This is a genomic window from Streptomyces sp. AHU1 (genome assembly GCF_045343905.1).
GTDB lineage: Bacteria > Actinomycetota > Actinomycetes > Streptomycetales > Streptomycetaceae > Streptomyces > Streptomyces triticiradicis.
Map to the genome: position 1 here is coordinate 6,290,078 of NZ_CP174283.1, position 18,312 is coordinate 6,308,389.

An 18,312-nucleotide genomic window follows, 5' to 3' on the forward strand; every position below is an offset into this window, starting at 1 on the left:
CAACTAACGCTCCTGCTGGTGAGTGGGGCTGGGGAAGCTGCCGGTCTGGCCGTTGCCGGCCTGTCGACCCTGCTGGATGCCCCGACGGAGATTGGTCAGCCGGCCGCGTACGTCATCGGGCGCACGCGAGACCTGCGGACCGCTTTGGTGCTGTTGCTGCTGTGCCGTGCCCGCGACGAGGTTGGCTCGCGGGACGCGACGCGGCAGACCCGAGGTGGTGACCCCGCCTGCCGACGGCTTGCGGGAGCGCTCTGCCTGCTTGACGAGGTCGTCGTTCGGAGAGCTGCGCCACGTGGTGGTGGTGGCGGGTGCGGCCGGTGCGGCGGCCGGCCGCTGCGGAGCCCGGGGAGCCTGCGGCTGCTGGGGGGCGGCCTGCGCGTATCCCTGGGAACCGTTGTTCTGGGCGGCGCCGTTCGCGGGCGCGCCGTCCGATCCGTTCGCCTGACCGTGGAACCAGTTGGTCTCCAGCGTGTCGTACAGCGGGGTACGGCCGTCACCGGGGTTCGAGGCCGGGGGAAGCGCCTCGGGGGCCTGCGGACGGGCGGACGGCTGTGGGGCGGCCGGCCGCTCGTACTGCCCGGTGGACGACGATCCCTGCCCGTTGCCGTACCCGGGGGCCGCGAACTGGCCCGTGGACGCGGGGTCCTGGGCAGGCGCGTAGCCGGGCTGGGCGAACTGGCCGGTGGACGACGGAGCCTGGGAGGCACCGTAACCCTGGGCGGCGAACTGTCCCGTGGCGGCCGGGTTGTGGCCGTTGGAGGGCTGGTTGCCGGCGGCGTAGCCGTACTGGCCGTTGCCGTTGTTCTGGCCGTTGTTCCGGCCGTTGTTCTGCGGCGCGCCCGTGCCGGGGCTCGGGGCGTCGAAGTCGGGGCGGGCGAACTCGGCGGTGGACGCGGGGCCCTGCCGGTCGTCGATCCGGGGCATGCGCGACGTGGCGTCGGGCTCCTCGTGACCGCGCGGGGTGTCGGCGGACGCGCGCGGAACCGGCGGCTGCGCGTTGTTGTCGCTCCAGCTCGGCGTGCGGGAGTCGGCGTTGCCGCCGGGCAGCTCGGCGCGCGCGCCACCGCGTCCCGGGAGCTGCGGCCGACGACGGCCGCTCTTGCCCTTGGCGGGAGCCTGCGCGGGCGCGGCGGGAGCCGCGTTGCCGTCGCCGAAGGCGTTCTGGCCCGCGCCGTTGCCGTTGCCGAACGAGTTCTTCCGGCCGCCGGAGGTGTCACCGAAGGCGTTCTGGGAGCCCTGTCCGTCGCCGAAGCCCTGCTGCGAGCCGTTCTGGGCGGGGAAGCCCTGCTGCGGGCCCTGCCCGAAGGCGTTCGCACCGGCGGGAGCCTGCCTGCCCTGCTGGCCGCCGCCCTGGCCCTGCGGACCACGGGCACCGCCGCCGGCACCCGGGCGACCGCCCTGGTTGCTGCCGGGCAGCGCGGCACGGGCACCCTGGCCCGCGCCGACCTGGCCGCGCTGCGGCGGGGCCCCGAGGGGACCGCCGGGGGCGGAGGGGGATCCGGCGCCGAGCGAGGGACCGTTCGAGCGACGGGCCGCGGCGACACCGGCAGAGGCCTGCGCGGCGGCGGGGCCGCCGCCGGGGGCACCCTGGCCCGGCTTGTTCGGCATGGGCTTCTTGCCGCCCTGCGCGACGTCCACGGGCAGCATGACCAGCGCGGTCGTACCGCCGGAGTCGGACGGACGCAGCTGGATGCGGATGCCGTGACGCTGCGACAGACGACCGACCACGAACAGACCCATGCGTCGGGAGACGGAGACGTCCACCGTGGGCGGAGCGGCGAGCCGCTCGTTGATCGCGGCCAGGTCCTCGGGGGACAGACCGATACCGGTGTCGTGGATCTCGATCAGCACCCGGCCGTCGGGCAGGGCGTGACCGGTGACCTTGACCTTGGTCTGCGGGGAGGAGAACGAGGTGGCGTTCTCCAGCAGCTCTGCGAGCAGGTGGACGAGGTCGTTGACGACTCGGCCGGCGACCTCGGTGCCCGGCACCGAGGCGAGTTCGATGCGCTCGTACTGCTCCACCTCGGAGGCGGCGGCGCGGAGCACGTCGACCAGCGGGACCGGACGGGTCCAGCGGCGGCCGGGCTCTTCACCGGCGAGGACGAGGAGGTTCTCACCGTTACGGCGCATGCGGGTCGCGAGGTGGTCGAGCTTGAACAGCGAGGAGAGCTGGTCGGGGTCGGCCTCGCGGGACTCCAGCTCGGAGATGAGCGAGAGCTGGCGCTGGATAAGACCCTGGGAACGGCGCGAGAGGTTGGTGAACATCGCGTTGACGTTGCCTCGCAGGAGGGCCTGCTCGGCGGCGAGGCGGACGGCCTCGCGGTGCACGTCGTCGAAGGCCGCGGCCACCTGGCCGATCTCGTCCCGGGAGTGCACACCGACCGACTCCACGGAGGTGTCGACGTCCTGCGGGTCCGACTCCGAGAGCTGCTTGACCAGCTCGGGCAGGCGGTCCTGGGCGACCCTGGTCGCGGTGTCCTGCAGGCGGCGCAGCGAGCGGATCATGGACCGGGCCACGACGAAGGCGCCGACGAGCGAGACGCCGAGGACGAGCAGGATCAGTACACCGGAGATGATCGCTTCGCTCTGGGACTCGTTGCGCAGCTCACGAGCCTTCTGCTCCATCTCGCCGAGCAGCGTGGTCTCGATCTTCTTCATCTGGTCGATCTTGGCGGAGTCCGCGTCGACCCAGTCCTTGTACGAGCGCTTGTCCTGCGTCCGCAGACCGTCCTGGGCGCCCAGCACGCGCTGGGCGAACTTGTCGGCGGACTTGATCGTCGGGTTGTCGCCCTCGACCGCCTGGAGCAGCTCGGCGCTGCCGGCGCCGTAGATGTTCTTGAAGGAGTTGTTCTCGGACTCCTCGCTCTGCTGCGCCGAGAGCGCGTACTGCTGGTCGTTCTTGGAGAGCGTTCCGAAGGTCTTCGGCTGCGTGGGGAGCGCGGCGGCGATGATGGCCCGCTGGACGGAGGCGTACTCCTTGGCGGAGGAGAAGGCCGCCAGCGCACGGGTGCGCTGGATCATCTCCGGGTTGCTGGTCGCCTCGGCCATGTCCTGCGAGAGCGCGAGGAGCTCGGTGACCAGGCGGTGGTAGGCGTCCACCGTCTGGGTCGAGTTCTGCGGGTCGCCGTAGGCGTCGCTGCGGATCTTGTTGAGGTTGTAGAGCTCGCCCACGACACCGACGAGGCTGTCGTGCACGCCGGACAGCTGGCCCTTGGACGTCGCGTCGTCGACCTGCTGCGTGCCCTCGAGGAAGTGCTTCCTGGCCACGTCCGTGGCGTCGCGCACCGACTTGACCTGGTAGTCGCTGGCCAGCACACCGTGGCTCAGCGGACCGGCCGACTGGTCGCGCTCCTGCTGGAGCGCGGCGGCGAGCTCGGTGGCCTGCTTGGTCATCTCGGTCAGCAGGCGCATGTTGTCGAGCTGCTGGATGGTGTCCAGCGACTCGTTGATGCGCAGCGCGCCCAGCGAGGTCGCCGCGACCACGGGAAGCGCGAGCAGCGAGACCAGTCGCGTCGAGATGCGCCAGTTCCGCAGCGCTACGCGCGAGCCGTAGCCCGGTTCGCTCGTCGGCGTGGCGTCCGGCGTGGGGGCGGGAGCCTTGGGCTTCGCGCCGGCGCGGGCGGAGTGTTCACCGCTGGCGCCGCCCTCTGCCGGTCCCGGGTTCTGGGCGTGCTGGGGCGAGGAACCGCGGTCGGTCCCGCCGCGCGGCTCCGGCTCCGCCGAAGCGCTGCCATCCCTCTTGAAACGTCCCTGCACTAGCGTCGCAACCTCTGGACCAGGCGCCCCTCCGCTGGAACGGCGGGACGGTGTCGGCTTTTTACACAGACGCAGATGCGTCGTGTGTAGGTGGTCTGAGTGACCGGCGCAGGTTCCCCCTTCCCGCCGCCACTCGGCGCTGAGTAGCGCCCCTGCGCGCCGGATCGTGAATCCGCGGCGGTCCGAGGAATTCCAGCACAGTGCCGGATCTCCAACAAGGCCCGTGTACCAGGCTGTGACCTCCGTGACAGCATGTGAGGGAGAGGTCACGAGGCGTACAAGGGGGCTCGTACATACCGGGCATACGCCTACGAGCCGTTGGCGCACCTGCCCTGTCCCAGTCGCGATGATCAGGAGCGGAATGGCTGGTTCAGTGAAGTAATGTCCGTTTGATCCCACCGTTTTGGGGGCCGTGATTGACCGGTTTGCCCCTTGGTGAGTGAGCAAACTCACACGGCGATCATGGCCTCTTCACGACATCGCCAGGCAATTGAATGTTTAGCCTGACGCTTTACAGGGATGGCGAATCCGACAACCCGCGCCCATGTGGGGCTCTTTGACCCCGACCGGCGCCCAGGACGACAAGGTCGAGCAAAACGGTGAAGACGACGATGATGTTCCGCAACATTGCCAACCCGCGGCGCACGACGCTGGCGCACCTCCAGGACGCCGACGCCCTGCGGACGCCGGAGCGGCCGGAGCACTCGGTCGACCTCCCCCTCCAGACGGCCAACCCCCGCCGCACCGTCCTGATGGACACCCCGGTCACGGTCTCCGCCGCGGAGTGAACGCGGTGACCGGCGGGGCCGCGCCCGGCGCGCGGCCCCGCCGGTCACGGACGCCCCTCCACGAGGGAGCCGTCACCCACCTCCACGAGGGAACCGTCACCCACCGCCCCGTACGAGGACGCGGTCGTCCACCGCCCCGTACGGGTGCCCCGCCGCTCACCACCCCGGCGGATATACGCGAAGCCCGCAGCCCCTGCCGCGTTAGCCTGGAGCGTCAGACTCCAGCCAGTTCAGTGAGGGGCGCAAGGATCCCGTGCGCATCGCCAGATTCTCCATCGACGGCAACGTCGCTTTCGGCGCGGTCGAGGGCGACAGGCCGGACGAGCTCGTCCTCGACATCATCAAGGGCATCCCGTTCGCGGACTTCGAGCTCTCCGGCACGAAGGTCCCGCTGAACAAGGTCCGGCTGCTGCCGCCGGTGCTCCCGAACAAGGTCGTGGCCTTCGGCCGCAACTACGCGGAGCACGCCAGGGAACTCGGCAACGAGGTGCCCGACGCCCCGTTCGCCTTCTTCAAGCCGTCGACCTCGGTGACCGGCCCCGGCGACCCGATCCAGTACCCCTCCTTCTCCAGCGAGCTCCACCACGAGGCGGAGCTCGCCGTCGTCATCGGCCGCATGTGCCGCGAGGTCCCGCGCGAGCGCGTCAAGGACGTCATCCTCGGCTACACCTGCGCCAACGACGTCACCGCCCGCGACGTGCAGAAGCGCGAGAAGCAGTGGGCCCGGGCCAAGGGCTTCGACAGCTCCTGCCCGCTCGGCCCCTGGGTGGAGACGGACCTCGACCCCGCCGACCTGACCATCCAGTGCACGGTCAACGGGCAGCAGCGCCAGCTCGGCCGCACCAGCGAGATGATCCACTCCATCGAGGACCTCGTCGTCAACATCACCGAGGCCATGACGCTGCTCCCCGGCGACGTGATCCTCACCGGCACCCCGGCTGGGGTCGGCCCCCTGAACGTCGGCGACGAGGTCGCCGTCACCATCGAAGGCATCGGCACTCTCACCAACAAGGTGATCAAGCGTGGCTAACGTCCGTGTACGTTTCTGTCCCTCCCCGACCGGCAACCCCCACGTCGGGCTGGTCCGCACCGCCCTGTTCAACTGGGCGTTCGCCCGGCACAACGAGGGCACCCTGGTCTTCCGCATCGAGGACACCGACGCGGCGCGCGACTCCGAGGAGTCGTACGAGCAGCTGCTCGACTCGATGCGCTGGCTGGGCTTCGACTGGGACGAGGGCCCCGAGATCGGCGGCCCGCACGCGCCGTACCGCCAGTCGCAGCGCATGGACATCTACGCGGACGTCGCCGCCAAGCTCCTGGACGCGGGCCACGCGTACCACTGCTACTGCTCGACCGAGGAACTGGACACCCGCCGCGACGCCGCCCGCGCCGCCGGCAAGCCCTCCGGTTACGACGGCCACTGCCGCGACCTGACCGACGGGCAGAAGGCCGCCTACGAGGCCGAGGGCCGCGAGCCCATCGTCCGCTTCCGCATGCCCGACGAGGCGATCACCTTCGAGGACCTGGTCCGCGGCGAGATCACGTACCTCCCGGAGAACGTCCCGGACTACGGCATCGTCCGGGCGAACGGCGCGCCGCTGTACACGCTCGTCAACCCCGTCGACGACGCCCTGATGGAGATCACCCACGTCCTGCGCGGCGAGGACCTGCTCTCCTCCACTCCCCGGCAGATCGCCCTCTACAAGGCGCTGACCGAGCTGGGCATCGCCAAGGAGACCCCGGCCTTCGGCCACCTCCCGTACGTGATGGGCGAGGGCAACAAGAAGCTCTCCAAGCGCGACCCGGAGTCCTCGCTCAACCTCTACCGCGAGCGCGGCTTCCTGCCCGAGGGGCTGCTGAACTACCTCTCCCTGCTCGGCTGGTCGCTCGCCGCCGACCGCGACATCTTCTCGATCGAGGAGATGGTCGCCGCGTTCGACGTCACGGACGTGAACCCGAACCCGGCCCGCTTCGACCTGAAGAAGTGCGAGGCGATCAACGCCGACCACATCCGCATGCTCGACGTGAAGGACTTCACCGAGCGCTGCGCCCCCTGGCTGCGCGCCCCCTTCGCGCCCTGGGCGCCGGAGGACTTCGACGAGGCGAAGTGGCAGGCGATCGCCCCGCACGCCCAGTCGCGGATGAAGGTCCTCTCCGAGATCACGGACAACGTCGACTTCCTGTTCCTGCCGGAGCCGGCCGTCGACGAGGCGTCCTGGGCGAAGGCCATGAAGGAGGGCAGCGACGCCCTGCTCCGCACGGCCCGCGAGAAGCTGGAGGCGGCCGACTGGTCCTCCGCGGAGTCCCTCAAGGAGGCCGTCCTGGCCGCCGGCGAGGAGCACGGCCTCAAGCTCGGCAAGGCCCAGGCCCCGGTCCGGGTCGCCGTCACCGGCCGCACGGTCGGCCTGCCGCTCTTCGAGTCCCTGGAGATCCTGGGCAAGGAGACGACGCTGGCGCGCGTCGACGCCGCGCTGGCGAAGCTGGCCGCGTAAAGCGGACGAAGAGGGGCGGTACCCGGGTTCCCTGGGTACCGCCCCTCACGCATGCGCGGGCCGACCACCCGTCGGCGACGTCGCGCGTCTCACGTACCGGCCACCGGGTGACGAGGGCCACGTGGACCGGTTTCACGTGGCGGTCGTCACGCGAAGCCGGTGCCGCGTGGCGGTCGTCACGCGGCACCGGCACCGAGTGACCGTCGTCACGGCGGGCGTCGCGCCCTTCCCGTTCGCGGGTGTCCCTCGACGTACCGGGGACAACCGCCCGCGCCCGGGGATACCGTCGGCGCATGGGCATCGACGCCGTGATCTGGGACATCGACGACACGCTCTTCGACTACACGGCCGCGGACCGGGCGGGCATGAGGGCGCATCTCGCGGCCGAGGGCCTGCTCGACGGCGGTACGACCGTCGAGCAGGCCCTCACGCGCTGGCGGGAGATCACCGACGCCCAGTGGGCGAGGTACGCGGCCGGTGAGACCGACTGGCAGGGCCAGCGCCGGGACCGCGTCCGGGTGTTCCTCGGCCGTTCGCTGAGCGACGCCGAGGCCGACGCGTGGTTCGACCGGTACGTCGCGCACTACGAGGGCGCCTGGGCGCTCTTCCCGGACGTCCTGCCCGTCCTGGACGCGCTCGTCACCAGCCACCGGCACGCGGTGCTGTCCAACTCCAGCCTCCTCGTGCAGGACCGCAAGCTGCGCGTCCTCGGTGTGCACGACCGCTTCGAGGCGATCCTGTGCGCCGCCGAGCTGGGCGTCTCCAAGCCCGCCGCGGCTGCCTTCCACGCGGCCTGCGAGGCCCTGGGACTGCCGCCGCGGCGGGTCGCCTACGTCGGGGACCATCCGGAGATCGACGGACGGGGCGCCGCCGACGCCGGTCTGCTGTCTGTCTGGATCGACCGTACGGGCGCCCCGGTCCCCGCCGCGGCCCCGGCCTCCGGCGCCGTCGGACGGACGGGTCCGCACCGCATCGGATCGCTCGCCGAGTTGCCCGTGATCCTCGGCGCCGATACCCGTTTTGGAGCGCCGTCCACCTTCGGGTAATGTTCTTTCTGCGCCGCCGGGAGCGGGCCGAAAGGCCGGAGCTCGGAGGCGCTAGCTAAAACAAAATCCCCTCGCGGGGTTGCGTTTCAGTGGCCTATGGTGTAATTGGCAGCACGACGGTTTCTGGTTCCGTTAGTCTTGGTTCGAGTCCAGGTAGGCCAGCTCGCAGAGCTCATCTGCACCGCGGAGAACCAGATCCGCAAAGCCCCCGTTGTGTAGCGGCCTAGCACGCTGCCCTCTCACGGCAGTAGCGCCGGTTCGAATCCGGTCGGGGGTACAGATCCTTCCCAGGGAGGCAGTCCGGGTCGCACCCGCTGTCCCTCATGCAGGATCGCTAGGGCCCCCGTTGTGTAGCGGCCTAGCACGCCGCCCTCTCAAGGCGGTAGCGCCGGTTCGAATCCGGTCGGGGGTACTGGTCTAAACCACCATGGGCTATGGTGTAATTGGCAACACTACGGTTTCTGGTACCGTCATTCTAGGTTCGAGTCCTGGTAGCCCAGCCCCGGATCTGCGGAAACGCAAGATTCAGGCCCCCGTTGTGTAGCGGCCTAGCACGCCGCCCTCTCAAGGCGGTAGCGCCGGTTCGAATCCGGTCGGGGGTACACGGTCCGAAAGGGTCTCCACTGATGTGGGGGCCCTTTCGGCGTTCCGGGCCCTTCCTCGCTCCCGGCCCTTCCACGCGAACCGGCCGGGAGCCGGATCAACCCGTCGCGCACCGCCGTGAGTCGGGTCACGCCGGAAACGGGGCGCGGGGCGCACCGGGGGCGGTGCGCCCCGCGTGCGGGACGGTGTGCTTCGGAGAGGGCCTGCCGCGGCGTTGAGGCCGGCCCTCCCGTCACGGGGGAGCGGAGCGGGGTCAGCCCGTACGGCGCAGGGCCTCGGAGAGACGGCCGGCGGCGTCGATGACGGCCTGGGCGTGCATGCGGCCCGGGTGGCGGGTCAGGCGCTCGATCGGCCCGGAGACCGAGACGGCGGCCACGACACGGTTCGAGGGACCGCGGACCGGCGCGGAGACGGACGCCACGCCCGGCTCGCGCTCGCCGATCGACTGGGCCCAGCCCCGGCGCCGTACTCCCGACAGCGCGGTGGCGGTGAAGCGGGCGCCCTGCAGACCGCGGTGCAGCCGCTCCGGCTCTTCCCAGGCCATCAGGATCTGGGCCGAGGAGCCGGCCTTCATGGTGAGGGTGGAGCCCACCGGGACCGTGTCCCGCAGACCGGACAGCCGCTCGGCCGCGGCGACGCAGATGCGCATGTCGCCCTGGCGGCGGTAGAGCTGCGCGCTCTCGCCCGTGATGTCCCGCAGATGTGTCAGCACCGGACCGGCCGTCGCGAGGAGACGGTCCTCGCCGGCGGCGGCGGCCAGTTCGGCGAGCCGCGGTCCGAGGATGAAACGGCCCTGCATGTCGCGCGCCACCATGCGGTGGTGTTCAAGTGCCACGGCGAGGCGATGTGCCGTGGGTCGTGCCAGTCCGGTGGCCGCGACCAAGCCTGCGAGGGTGGCCGGACCGGACTCCAGGGCGCTCAGGACAAGGGCTGCCTTGTCCAGAACGCCGACGCCGCTACTGTTGTCCATGAAACGATACTCGCGTCTCACTCTGTGAAACGCAAGTTCAATTTCCGGTGAAACGCGCCACCCTGGTAAGCACAGCGGCCCGCGGACCAACGGGCCCGGCGGACGACGTCCGGCACGAGGGGTGCGGACGTCCACCGCCCCGGAAATCTCTAGTTGGGCCGGCGCCACACGAGCCGGCCGGAGGGAAAGCGATGGGTAGGACACTCGCGGAGAAGGTCTGGGACGACCATGTCGTCCGGCGCGCCGAGGGCGAGCCCGACCTCCTCTTCATCGATCTGCACCTGCTGCACGAGGTGACCAGCCCGCAGGCCTTCGACGGTCTGCGTCAGGCGGGCCGGCGGGTGCGGCGCCTGGACCTCACCATCGCTACCGAGGATCACAACACCCCGACCCTCGACATCGACAAGCCCATCGCGGACCCGGTCTCGCGGGTGCAGCTGGAGACGCTGCGCAAGAACGCCGCGGAGTTCGGGGTGCGGCTGCACTCGCTGGGCGATGTGGAGCAGGGCGTGGTGCACGTGGTGGGGCCGCAGCTGGGGCTGACCCAGCCGGGCACCACGGTGGTCTGCGGTGACTCGCACACCTCCACGCACGGCGCGTTCGGCGCGCTGGCGTTCGGCATCGGCACCTCGCAGGTGGAGCACGTGCTGGCCACCCAGACGCTGCCGCTGGCCCGCCCGAAGACGATGGCGATCACCGTCGAGGGGGAGCTGCCGGCCGGTGTCACCGCCAAGGACCTGATCCTGGCGATCATCGCCCGGATCGGCACCGGCGGCGGCCAGGGCTACATCCTGGAATACCGCGGCCCGGCCATCGAGAAGCTCTCGATGGAGGCCCGGATGACCGTGTGCAACATGTCGATCGAGGCCGGCGCCCGCGCGGGCATGATCGCCCCGGACGAGACCACCTTCGACTACCTCAGGGGCCGCGCGCACGCTCCCGAGGGCGAGGACTGGGACGCGGCGGTCGCGTACTGGAAGACGCTCAGGTCCGACGACGACGCCGTCTTCGACGCCGAGGTCGTCATCGACGCCGCCGCCCTGTCGCCGTTCGTCACCTGGGGCACCAACCCCGGCCAGGGCGCGCCGCTTTCGGGACACGTCCCCGACCCGGCTTCGTACGAAGACGCTTCGGAGCGCCTGGCCGCCGAAAAGGCCCTGGAGTACATGGGGTTGACCGCCGGGCAGCCGCTGCGCGACATCAAGGTCGACACCGTCTTCGTAGGTTCGTGCACCAACGGCCGCATCGAGGACCTGCGGGCGGCCGCCGCGATCGTCCAGGGCCGCAAAGTCGCCGACGGCGTACGGATGCTGGTCGTCCCCGGCTCCGCACGCGTCGGACTGCAGGCCGTCTCCGAGGGCCTGGACGTGGTCTTCAAGGAGGCCGGCGCCGAATGGCGGCACGCGGGCTGCTCGATGTGCCTGGGCATGAACCCCGACCAGCTCGCCCCCGGCGAACGCTCCGCCTCCACCTCCAACCGCAACTTCGAGGGCCGGCAGGGCAAGGGCGGCCGCACCCACCTGGTCTCCCCCCAGGTCGCCGCCGCCTCGGCGATCCTGGGCCACCTGGCCTCCCCGGCCGACCTGTCCCACACCCCCGCGCCCGCTGGAGTCTGAAAGCCATGGAAGCATTCACCACCCACACCGGCCGGGCCGTCCCGCTGCGCCGCAGCAACGTCGACACCGACCAGATCATCCCCGCCCACTGGCTCAAGAAGGTGACCCGGGACGGCTTCGAGGACGGCCTCTTCGAGGCCTGGCGCAAGGATCCCTCCTTCGTCCTCAACCGGCCCGAGCGCGAGGGCGCCACGGTCCTGGTCGCCGGCCCCGACTTCGGCACCGGCTCCTCCCGCGAGCACGCCGTCTGGGCGCTGCAGAACTACGGCTTCAAGGCCGTCATCTCCTCCCGCTTCGCCGACATCTTCCGCGGCAACTCGCTCAAGAACGGCCTGCTCACGGTGGTCCTGGACCAGAAGACCGTGGACGCGCTCCAGGACCTGTCGGAGCGGGACCCGCAGGCCGAGATCACCGTCGACCTCCAGGCCCGCGAGGTACGCGCCGAGGGCGTCACCGCCGCCTTCGAGCTCGACGAGAACGCCCGCTGGCGGCTGCTGAACGGGCTGGACGACATCTCCATCACCCTCCAGAACGAGAGCGACATCGCGGCGTACGAGGCCAAGCGGCCCTCGTACAAGCCGAGGACGCTCCAGGTCTGACGCCGGCCGGGCCCCGGCCGGACGAGACCGGTTTCGGCCACCGCAACACCCCTCTGTACCCCCAATCGTGGACGGTTGGGGGTACAGCTGTGTCTGCCCCCGGAGGGCTTCCGGGAGCTCTCGCGCGGTCAGCCAACTCCCTTAGTTACAAAGGGGATTACCTGGGTACGCGCCTTCATGGGCGACTTCCGGCCAGGGAGGTCAGGAGGCTTCCGGGGTACGGCAGTTGCCCCCTGCGCAGGCGACAACTCGCCCCAGATGGCACAATCTGTGCATGGAACGTGACAGCCAACTCGAGCTCTACGCGGCGGTCGCGGACCGACTCAAGGAAGCGCACACAACAGTGCGCGCACTGCAAGTCCCGGAGGGCGTACGGATGGCGCTGACCCGGAAGCTGCTGGTCATTACGGCCGCGGCCAAGCACGATCTCGCCGACGCGGCAAGGCGGCTGGAGCGGTTCACCATCGACCTCGACGAGGGCCGATTCCTCGAAGGGGATCGCTGACGAACTCCGCTACGACCCGAGTTCGTTGCGGCACAAGGGTGATTAGCCCGTTTCGTGTTTGATTTGCGGTATATATCTGCCTAACGTGCGAAAAAGCTTGAACGCATTCGTTCGGGCAATGTCTCCGAAGGGGAAGACGTGAACAAGGCGCAGCTCGTAGAAGCGATTGCCGACAAGGTCGGCGGGCGTCAGCAGGCCGCCGACGCGGTCGACGCGGTACTGGACGCCATCGTCCGTGCGGTTGTCGGCGGAGACCGGGTCTCGGTCACCGGCTTCGGTTCCTTCGAGAAGGTCGACCGCCCCGCCCGTTACGCCCGCAACCCGCAGACAGGTGAGCGTGTTCGGGTCAAGAAGACCTCCGTGCCGCGCTTCCGCGCCGGCCAGGGCTTCAAGGACCTGGTGAGCGGCTCGAAGAAGCTCCCGAAGAACGACGTCGCGGTCAAGAAGGCCCCGAAGGGCAGCCTCTCCGGCGGTGCTTCCGCGACGGTGAAGAAGGCCGCGGCCAAGAAGGCCACCACCGCCAAGAAGGCGGCGGTCAAGAAGACCGCGGCGAAGAAGACGGCCGCGAAGAAGACCACGGCCGCCGTGAAGAAGACCGCGGCGAAGAAGACGACGGCGAAGACGGCCGCCGCCAAGAAGACGACGGCGAAGACCACCGCGGCCAAGACGACCGCCGCCAAGAAGGCTCCGGCGAAGAAGGCCACGGCCAAGAAGGCCCCCGCCAAGAAGTCGACCGCCCGCAAGACCACCGCCAAGAAGGCCACCGCCCGCTAGAAGCCGGGCGCAGGGGCACCTCACGCGCCGGGCCGGACTCCCACCGGGAGCCCGGCCCGCGGCACGTTCAGAATGTCTGCGTCAGAACGTCTGCAGGGTGATCAGGGTGATCCGGCGGTCCGCCCCCTCGCCCTCGGTCTCGATCCGCACGCGCTGGCCCGGCCGCAGCAGCCGCAGACCGCCGGCGTCGAACGCCGGACCGTCGAAGGGCACCGGAGTGCCGTCGTCGAGCAGCACCTGTCCGCTGCGGGTCTCGGGGTCGTACGTGTACGAGGTCGCCTGCATGAGGGCAGCCTACTGACCCCGCCGCGCGCGGGCCCCGGGGATCTCCCGGCCCCGCGGACCCCGTCCCGGCTTCCGTCGCCCCCGGTCCGCCCCGTGGAGGATTCCGCGCGGTCCGTCCGGGATTCCCCACCGGACCCGTACGGGATTCCCCGCCGACTGTGAACCGGTCGGCCCGTTCACAGTCGGCGGGAAAAACACCCGCCGAGGGCGGACCGGTCCGCCGCCTACTGTCCGGGAATCAGCAACCGCGCCGCCGCGGCGGCCGTGCGCGGTCCCACGCCGAGCGCCAGTGCCGCCCGCAGATCCTCCCGGGTGTCCACGTCCCGGCGTACGGAATCCACCGCGTCGAGACGGAGTTCCGCGGCCCCCGAGGCGCGATGGCGGGCCCGGGAATCACCGCCGAAAGCGGGGCGCAATTCCCGGCCCGGGGAAGCGGCCAGGAGAGTGGTGCCGATTGCGGCGGCATCGGCCAGAAAAGCACGGGGGAATTCGCCCGCGGCGGCCAGGACCCGGGCCAATTCCAAAGGCCGCAGAGCGGGCAGATCGGCGTTCAGGGCCGCGACGGCGCTTTCGGGATCCCGGGCCCGTACGGCCTCCGCCCCGTGTGCCAGTGCCGCGTTGAGGCCCCCGGCCGGCTCGTCCGCGACGATGTGCGCGCCCAGCGCGGCCAGCTCCCTCCCGGCCAGGGCGTCGCCCGTGACGACCGCCACACCTTTCACGGCGGCGCAGGCCAGCGCCGCCGCCACGGTGTCCTGCGCGAACGCGAGGGCGAGGCCGGGGCGCAGCGCCTCGGAAGCGGTGTCCGCCAGCCTGCTCTTGGCCCGTGTCAGGGGCTTGAGGGGTATGACCAAGGTCCACCGCACGAACGCTCCGCCCTCTTCAATCACGCCTTATTGTGACCTGGCCACCCTGGCGGTCCGGGTGTCGGGGCGTACGGTGTCCTCGACAGACAGACGGCCTGGAGCGACACTTGTGCGGCCCCCCAGGCTCTAGAGGAAGGTGTCCGCGTGGCCCGCCGCAGAATCGGCTTCTGGTACCGCTTCGCAGCGGTTCTCGTCAAACCGCCGCTCATGGTTCTGATCAAGCGGGACTGGCGCGGGATGGAGAACATTCCGGCCGAGGGTGGATTTATCACCGCGGTGAACCACAATTCCCATGTGGACCCGTTCGCGTATGCGCACTACCAGTACAACACCGGGCGTGTCCCGCGCTTCCTGGCGAAGGCCGGGCTTTTCAAGAAGGGATTCGTCGGTGCCGCGATGCGCGGCACCGGACAGATTCCCGTCTACCGTGAGAGCACGGACGCCCTGAGCGCCTTCCGGGCCGCGATCGACGCCGTCGAACGCGGTGAGTGCGTGGCGTTCTACCCCGAGGGCACGCTCACCCGTGACCCCGACGGCTGGCCGATGACCGGCAAGACCGGCGCGGCGAGGGTCGCCCTGCAGACCAGGTGCCCGGTGATCCCGGTCGCCCAGTGGGGCGCCAACGAACTGCTGCCCCCGTACGCCAAGAAGCCCGACATCCTTCCGCGCAAGACCCACCACGTGCTCGCGGGCCCGCCGGTGGACCTCTCGCGCTACTACGACCGGGAGATGAGCCCGGACCTCCTGAGGGAGGTCACCGAGGTCATCATGGCGGCCATCACCGCGCAGCTGGAGCTGATCCGCGGCGAGAAGGCGCCCGAGAACGTGTACGACCCGCGCGAGGTGCGCATCGCGCAGCGCCGCAAGACCGCGGCCAAGTCGAAGGCACAGCAGGAAGAGGGGCAGGGCACGTGAGCAAGCCGGTCAAGGCGGCCGTCTTCGGGACCGGATCATGGGGTACGGCCTTCGGCATGGTGCTCGCCGACGCCGGGTGCGACGTCACCCTGTGGGCACGCCGTCCCGAACTCGCCGACGCGGTCAACTCCACGCGGATGAACCCGGACTACCTCCCGGGGATCGAACTCCCCGAGAACCTGCGGGCCACGGCCGACCCGGCCGAGGCCGCGCGCGGCGCCGACTTCACCGTGCTCGCCGTGCCCTCCCAGACGCTGCGCGGGAACCTTGCGGAATGGGTGCCCCTGCTGGCCCCCGACACCGTGCTCGTCTCGCTCATGAAGGGCGTCGAACTCGGCACCGTGAAGCGGATGAGCGAGGTCATCGAGGAGGTCGCCAAGGTCTCCGCCGACCGGGTCGCCGTCGTCACGGGGCCCAACCTCGCCAAGGAGGTCGCCCAGCGGATGCCCGCGGCCGGCGTCGTCGCCTGCCGCGACGAGGCGGTGGCCCGGCGCATCCAGACCGCCTGCCACACCCCGTACTTCCGCCCGTACACGAACACCGACGTGGTGGGCTGCGAGCTCGGCGGAGCCGTCAAGAACGTGATCGGTCTCGCCGTCGGCATCGCCGACGGCATGGGTCTGGGCGACAACGCCAAGGGCTCGCTGATCACCCGGGGCCTGGCCGAGACCACCCGGCTCGGACTCGTCATGGGCGCGGACCCGATGACGTTCTCCGGTCTCGCGGGCCTCGGCGACCTCGCCGCGACCTGCTCCTCGCCGCTCTCCCGCAACCACACCTTCGGCATCAACCTCGGCCGGGGCATGACCCTGAAGGAGACCATCGCGGTCACCCGGCAGACCGCCGAGGGGGTCAAGTCCTGCGAGTCGGTGCTGGATCTGGCGCGTCGGCACGGCGTCGACATGCCGATCACGGAGACGGTCGTCAGCATCGTCCACGAGGGCAAGCCCCCGGTGGTCGCCCTCAAGGAGCTGATGTCGCGCAGCGCGAAGCCCGAACGCCGCTGAGCCCGCCCCGCCGGACCGCTGAGCCCGCCCCGCCGGACCGCCGGGCGGGCGACGCTCAGCGACGGTCGGCACGACGCTGAGCAATGGCCGCCGTGGGGCGCTGACTCACCGCCGTACCCCGGGGTACTCTCGACGCGATATGAGCACCGAGAACCTCCCCCAGAGCCCTGAGCAGGCGCCTCGCAAGCCGCGTGTGGCCGTCGTCTTCGGCGGCCGCAGCTCCGAACACGGGATCTCCGTGGTCACCGCCGGCGCCGTCCTGAGCGCCATCGACCGTACGAAGTACGACGTACTGCCGATCGGCATCACCCAGGACGGCCGTTGGGCGCTCACCGCGGACGAGCCGGAACGCATGGCGATCGTCGACCGCAAGCAGCCCAACGTCGAACAGCTCGCCGAGTCCGACGAGGGCGGCGTGGTGCTCCCCGTCGACCCCGCCAACCGCGAAGTCGTCTACAACGAACCCGGGTCGGTCCCCAAGGCACTCGGCGAGGTCGACGTCGTCTTCCCGATGCTGCACGGTCCGTACGGCGAGGACGGCACCCTCCAGGGCCTCCTGGAGCTGTCCGGCGTCCCCTACGTCGGCTCGGGCGTCCTCGCCTCGGCCGTCGGCCAGGACAAGGACTACATGAAGCGGGTGTTCACCTCGTTCGGCCTGAAGGTGGGCCCGTACGTGGTGATCCGGCCGCGCGAGTGGCAGCGGGACCAGGCCGCCGCCCGCAAGAAGATCGTCGACTTCGCCGGCGAGCACGGCTGGCCGCTCTTCGTGAAGCCCGCGCGCGCGGGTTCGTCGTTCGGCATCACGAAGGTCGACGACCTCTCGGGCCTCGACGAGGCGATCGAGGAGGCCCAGCGGCACGACCCGAAGATCATCGTGGAGGCGCTGCTGCGCGGCCGCGAGATCGAGTGCGGGGTCCTGGAGTTCGAGGACGGGCCGCGCGCCTCGGTCCCCGCGGAGATCCCGCCCGTGCAGTCGCACGCGTTCTACGACTTCGAGGCCAAGTACATCGACGCGGCCGACGGGATCGTGCCGGCGCCGCTCACCGAGGAGCAGACCGCCGAGGTCCGCCGCCTGGCCGTCGAGGCCTTCGAGGCGGCCTCTTGCGAGGGGTTGGTCCGCGCGGACTTCTTCCTCACCGAGGACGGCGAGTTCGTGATCAACGAGATCAACACGATGCCGGGCTTCACGCCGATCTCCATGTACCCGCGGATGTGGCGGGAGACGGGCGTCGGCTACGCGGAGCTCGTCGACCGTCTGATCCAGGCGGCGCTGCGGCGGTCCACCGGACTGCGCTGAGCGGTCCGCGACACCAGCACGTCAGTCGGCGATCCCCTTGGGGATCGCCTTCTTGACGGAGGAGGCCAGGTCGACGAGCACACCGGAGGGATCGGCGCCCTCGGGCACGGTGACCTGGACGTACGCCAGACGCGAAGCGGTGGTGAGACGGGTCGTCCCGTCGTCCTGCCGCTCCATCAGCCAGTCGACGCCGTTCACCCCGCCGCCGACCGCCTTCGGGTCGTCGCCCGTGGCCACCTTCGGGTCGGTCATCTTCGGCGGCCGTTCGACACCGCAGCGCAGTATGATCGCCGGGCTTCCCCAGCCCGCGGTCAGCGCGGACCGGGGCTGCGGGTCCTGACGGCGACGGCCGTCCACGGTCCGCGGCAGCGCCTTGTCCAGGTTCTGGCACAGCTCGGTGACCTTCGTGTCCGGGCTCGGAACCGCGACGGACGCGCTGTCGTCTGCTGAGGAGCAGCCCGCGATCGCGATCAGCGCCGCGAGAGCGGGCAGCCCGAGGGAAGCGGTGTGCCGGTGACGGAAGAAGTTCACCGGCCAAGGGTAGACGGGGGCTACAGGTGCACGACCGGACAGGTCAGGGTGCGGGTGATGCCGTCCACCTGCTGGACCTTGGCCACCACCATGCGGCCGAGCGCGTCGACGGTGTCGGCTTGGGCGCGCACGATCACGTCGTACGGTCCTGTCACGTCCTCGGCCTGGATCACCCCCGGGATCTTGCTGATCGTCTCGGCGACGGTCGACGCTTTGCCGACCTCCGTCTGGATCAGGATGTACGCCTGTACCACGGAACCTCCAG

Annotated in this window: 17 protein-coding genes and 5 tRNA genes; 16 read left to right on the forward strand and 6 right to left on the reverse strand. The window is 70.5% G+C overall.

Annotation, left to right across the window (positions count from 1 at the left end; translation table 11 throughout):
- Positions 1–3: 3 nt before the first annotated feature.
- Positions 4–3,756 carry a nitrate- and nitrite sensing domain-containing protein gene (locus ACICHK_RS28090; RefSeq protein ID WP_406839035.1) on the reverse strand — a complete coding sequence of 1,251 codons (3,753 nt, stop codon included), beginning with the start codon at positions 3,754–3,756 and terminating at the stop codon, positions 4–6.
- Between the two features lie 599 nt (positions 3,757–4,355).
- On the opposite strand from ACICHK_RS28090, the gene ACICHK_RS28095 reads away from it, so the two are divergent.
- From ACICHK_RS28095 to ACICHK_RS28135, 9 genes are all read left to right on the forward strand, one after another.
- Entirely contained in the window at positions 4,356–4,544 is a 189-nt protein-coding gene (locus tag ACICHK_RS28095; protein ID WP_192582598.1) for a hypothetical protein, read from the forward strand.
- Positions 4,545–4,797: 253 nt separating this feature from the next.
- Positions 4,798–5,574: a fumarylacetoacetate hydrolase family protein gene (locus ACICHK_RS28100; RefSeq protein ID WP_151472114.1), complete on the forward strand. Its 777-nt coding sequence runs from the start codon at positions 4,798–4,800 to the stop codon at positions 5,572–5,574.
- A complete protein-coding gene (gltX, locus tag ACICHK_RS28105; RefSeq protein ID WP_406839036.1) occupies positions 5,567–7,036 on the forward strand; it encodes a glutamate--tRNA ligase in 1,470 nt (489 codons plus the stop codon). The genes ACICHK_RS28100 and gltX overlap by 8 nt, the downstream gene beginning before the upstream one ends.
- Positions 7,037–7,329: 293 nt before the next feature.
- Positions 7,330–8,082, forward strand: a complete 753-nt coding sequence (locus ACICHK_RS28110; protein ID WP_406839037.1) for an HAD family hydrolase — start codon at positions 7,330–7,332, stop codon at positions 8,080–8,082.
- A 90-nt stretch (positions 8,083–8,172) separates the two neighbouring features.
- Positions 8,173–8,244 (forward strand) — tRNA-Gln (locus ACICHK_RS28115).
- A 42-nt stretch (positions 8,245–8,286) separates the two neighbouring features.
- Positions 8,287–8,359, forward strand: a tRNA-Glu gene (locus tag ACICHK_RS28120).
- Positions 8,360–8,421: 62 nt separating this feature from the next.
- A tRNA-Glu gene (locus tag ACICHK_RS28125) sits at positions 8,422–8,494 on the forward strand.
- Between the two features lie 16 nt (positions 8,495–8,510).
- Positions 8,511–8,582 (forward strand) — tRNA-Gln (locus tag ACICHK_RS28130).
- Positions 8,583–8,611: 29 nt separating this feature from the next.
- A tRNA-Glu gene (locus ACICHK_RS28135) sits at positions 8,612–8,684 on the forward strand.
- A gap of 254 nt (positions 8,685–8,938) precedes the next feature.
- Here ACICHK_RS28135 and ndgR read toward each other — a convergent pair.
- Positions 8,939–9,655: an IclR family transcriptional regulator NdgR gene (ndgR, locus tag ACICHK_RS28140; RefSeq protein WP_028806673.1), complete on the reverse strand. Its 717-nt coding sequence runs from the start codon at positions 9,653–9,655 to the stop codon at positions 8,939–8,941.
- A gap of 191 nt (positions 9,656–9,846) precedes the next feature.
- Between ndgR and leuC the strand changes: the two genes are divergently transcribed.
- From leuC to ACICHK_RS28160, 4 genes are all read left to right on the forward strand, one after another.
- Complete coding sequence (leuC, locus tag ACICHK_RS28145; RefSeq protein WP_406839038.1) at positions 9,847–11,271, forward strand: 3-isopropylmalate dehydratase large subunit; 1,425 nt, start codon at positions 9,847–9,849, stop codon at positions 11,269–11,271.
- 5 nt (positions 11,272–11,276) lie between these two features.
- Complete coding sequence (gene leuD / locus ACICHK_RS28150; protein ID WP_406839039.1) at positions 11,277–11,870, forward strand: 3-isopropylmalate dehydratase small subunit; 594 nt, start codon at positions 11,277–11,279, stop codon at positions 11,868–11,870.
- A gap of 274 nt (positions 11,871–12,144) precedes the next feature.
- Entirely contained in the window at positions 12,145–12,375 is a 231-nt protein-coding gene (locus tag ACICHK_RS28155) for a hypothetical protein (RefSeq protein WP_406839040.1), read from the forward strand.
- Positions 12,376–12,513: 138 nt separating this feature from the next.
- Positions 12,514–13,149, forward strand: coding sequence for an HU family DNA-binding protein (locus ACICHK_RS28160; RefSeq protein WP_406839041.1), 636 nt, complete (start codon positions 12,514–12,516; stop codon positions 13,147–13,149).
- Positions 13,150–13,230: 81 nt separating this feature from the next.
- On the opposite strand, the gene ACICHK_RS28165 is transcribed toward ACICHK_RS28160, so the two are convergent.
- Together ACICHK_RS28165 and cofC are read right to left on the reverse strand one after the other, a co-directional pair.
- Complete coding sequence (locus tag ACICHK_RS28165; RefSeq protein ID WP_103548542.1) at positions 13,231–13,434, reverse strand: hypothetical protein; 204 nt, start codon at positions 13,432–13,434, stop codon at positions 13,231–13,233.
- Between the two features lie 224 nt (positions 13,435–13,658).
- On the reverse strand, positions 13,659–14,297 hold the full coding sequence (gene cofC, locus ACICHK_RS28170) for a 2-phospho-L-lactate guanylyltransferase (protein ID WP_406839042.1): 639 nt from the start codon (positions 14,295–14,297) through the stop codon (positions 13,659–13,661).
- A 144-nt stretch (positions 14,298–14,441) separates the two neighbouring features.
- Here cofC and ACICHK_RS28175 point away from each other — a divergent pair, with 144 nt between their 5' ends.
- From ACICHK_RS28175 to ACICHK_RS28185, 3 genes are all read left to right on the forward strand, one after another.
- Positions 14,442–15,212 (forward strand): lysophospholipid acyltransferase family protein, encoded by a 771-nt coding sequence (locus ACICHK_RS28175; RefSeq protein ID WP_406839043.1) that lies wholly within the window; start codon positions 14,442–14,444, stop codon positions 15,210–15,212.
- Positions 15,209–16,219, forward strand: a complete 1,011-nt coding sequence (locus ACICHK_RS28180; protein WP_406839044.1) for an NAD(P)H-dependent glycerol-3-phosphate dehydrogenase — start codon at positions 15,209–15,211, stop codon at positions 16,217–16,219. Before ACICHK_RS28175 ends, ACICHK_RS28180 begins: the two co-directional genes overlap by 4 nt.
- A gap of 139 nt (positions 16,220–16,358) precedes the next feature.
- Positions 16,359–17,516 carry a D-alanine--D-alanine ligase family protein gene (locus ACICHK_RS28185; RefSeq protein ID WP_151472129.1) on the forward strand — a complete coding sequence of 386 codons (1,158 nt, stop codon included), beginning with the start codon at positions 16,359–16,361 and terminating at the stop codon, positions 17,514–17,516.
- A 21-nt stretch (positions 17,517–17,537) separates the two neighbouring features.
- On the opposite strand, the gene ACICHK_RS28190 is transcribed toward ACICHK_RS28185, so the two are convergent.
- Together ACICHK_RS28190 and ACICHK_RS28195 are read right to left on the reverse strand one after the other, a co-directional pair.
- On the reverse strand, positions 17,538–18,047 hold the full coding sequence (locus ACICHK_RS28190; RefSeq protein ID WP_406839045.1) for a DUF3515 domain-containing protein: 510 nt from the start codon (positions 18,045–18,047) through the stop codon (positions 17,538–17,540).
- A gap of 20 nt (positions 18,048–18,067) precedes the next feature.
- Positions 18,068–18,301 (reverse strand): Lrp/AsnC family transcriptional regulator, encoded by a 234-nt coding sequence (locus tag ACICHK_RS28195; RefSeq protein WP_103548548.1) that lies wholly within the window; start codon positions 18,299–18,301, stop codon positions 18,068–18,070.
- Positions 18,302–18,312 lie beyond the last annotated feature (11 nt).

Coding starts and splice junctions, on each gene's coding strand:
- leuC (WP_406839038.1), top strand. CDS start 9,847: ATGGGTAGGACACTCGCGGAGAAGGTCTGGGACGACCATGTCGTCCGG.
- ACICHK_RS28165 (WP_103548542.1), bottom strand. CDS start 13,434: ATGCAGGCGACCTCGTACACGTACGACCCCGAGACCCGCAGCGGACAG.
- ACICHK_RS28155 (WP_406839040.1), top strand. CDS start 12,145: ATGGAACGTGACAGCCAACTCGAGCTCTACGCGGCGGTCGCGGACCGA.
- leuD (WP_406839039.1), top strand. CDS start 11,277: ATGGAAGCATTCACCACCCACACCGGCCGGGCCGTCCCGCTGCGCCGC.
- ndgR (WP_028806673.1), bottom strand. CDS start 9,655: ATGGACAACAGTAGCGGCGTCGGCGTTCTGGACAAGGCAGCCCTTGTC.
- ACICHK_RS28110 (WP_406839037.1), top strand. CDS start 7,330: ATGGGCATCGACGCCGTGATCTGGGACATCGACGACACGCTCTTCGAC.
- ACICHK_RS28185 (WP_151472129.1), top strand. CDS start 16,359: ATGAGCACCGAGAACCTCCCCCAGAGCCCTGAGCAGGCGCCTCGCAAG.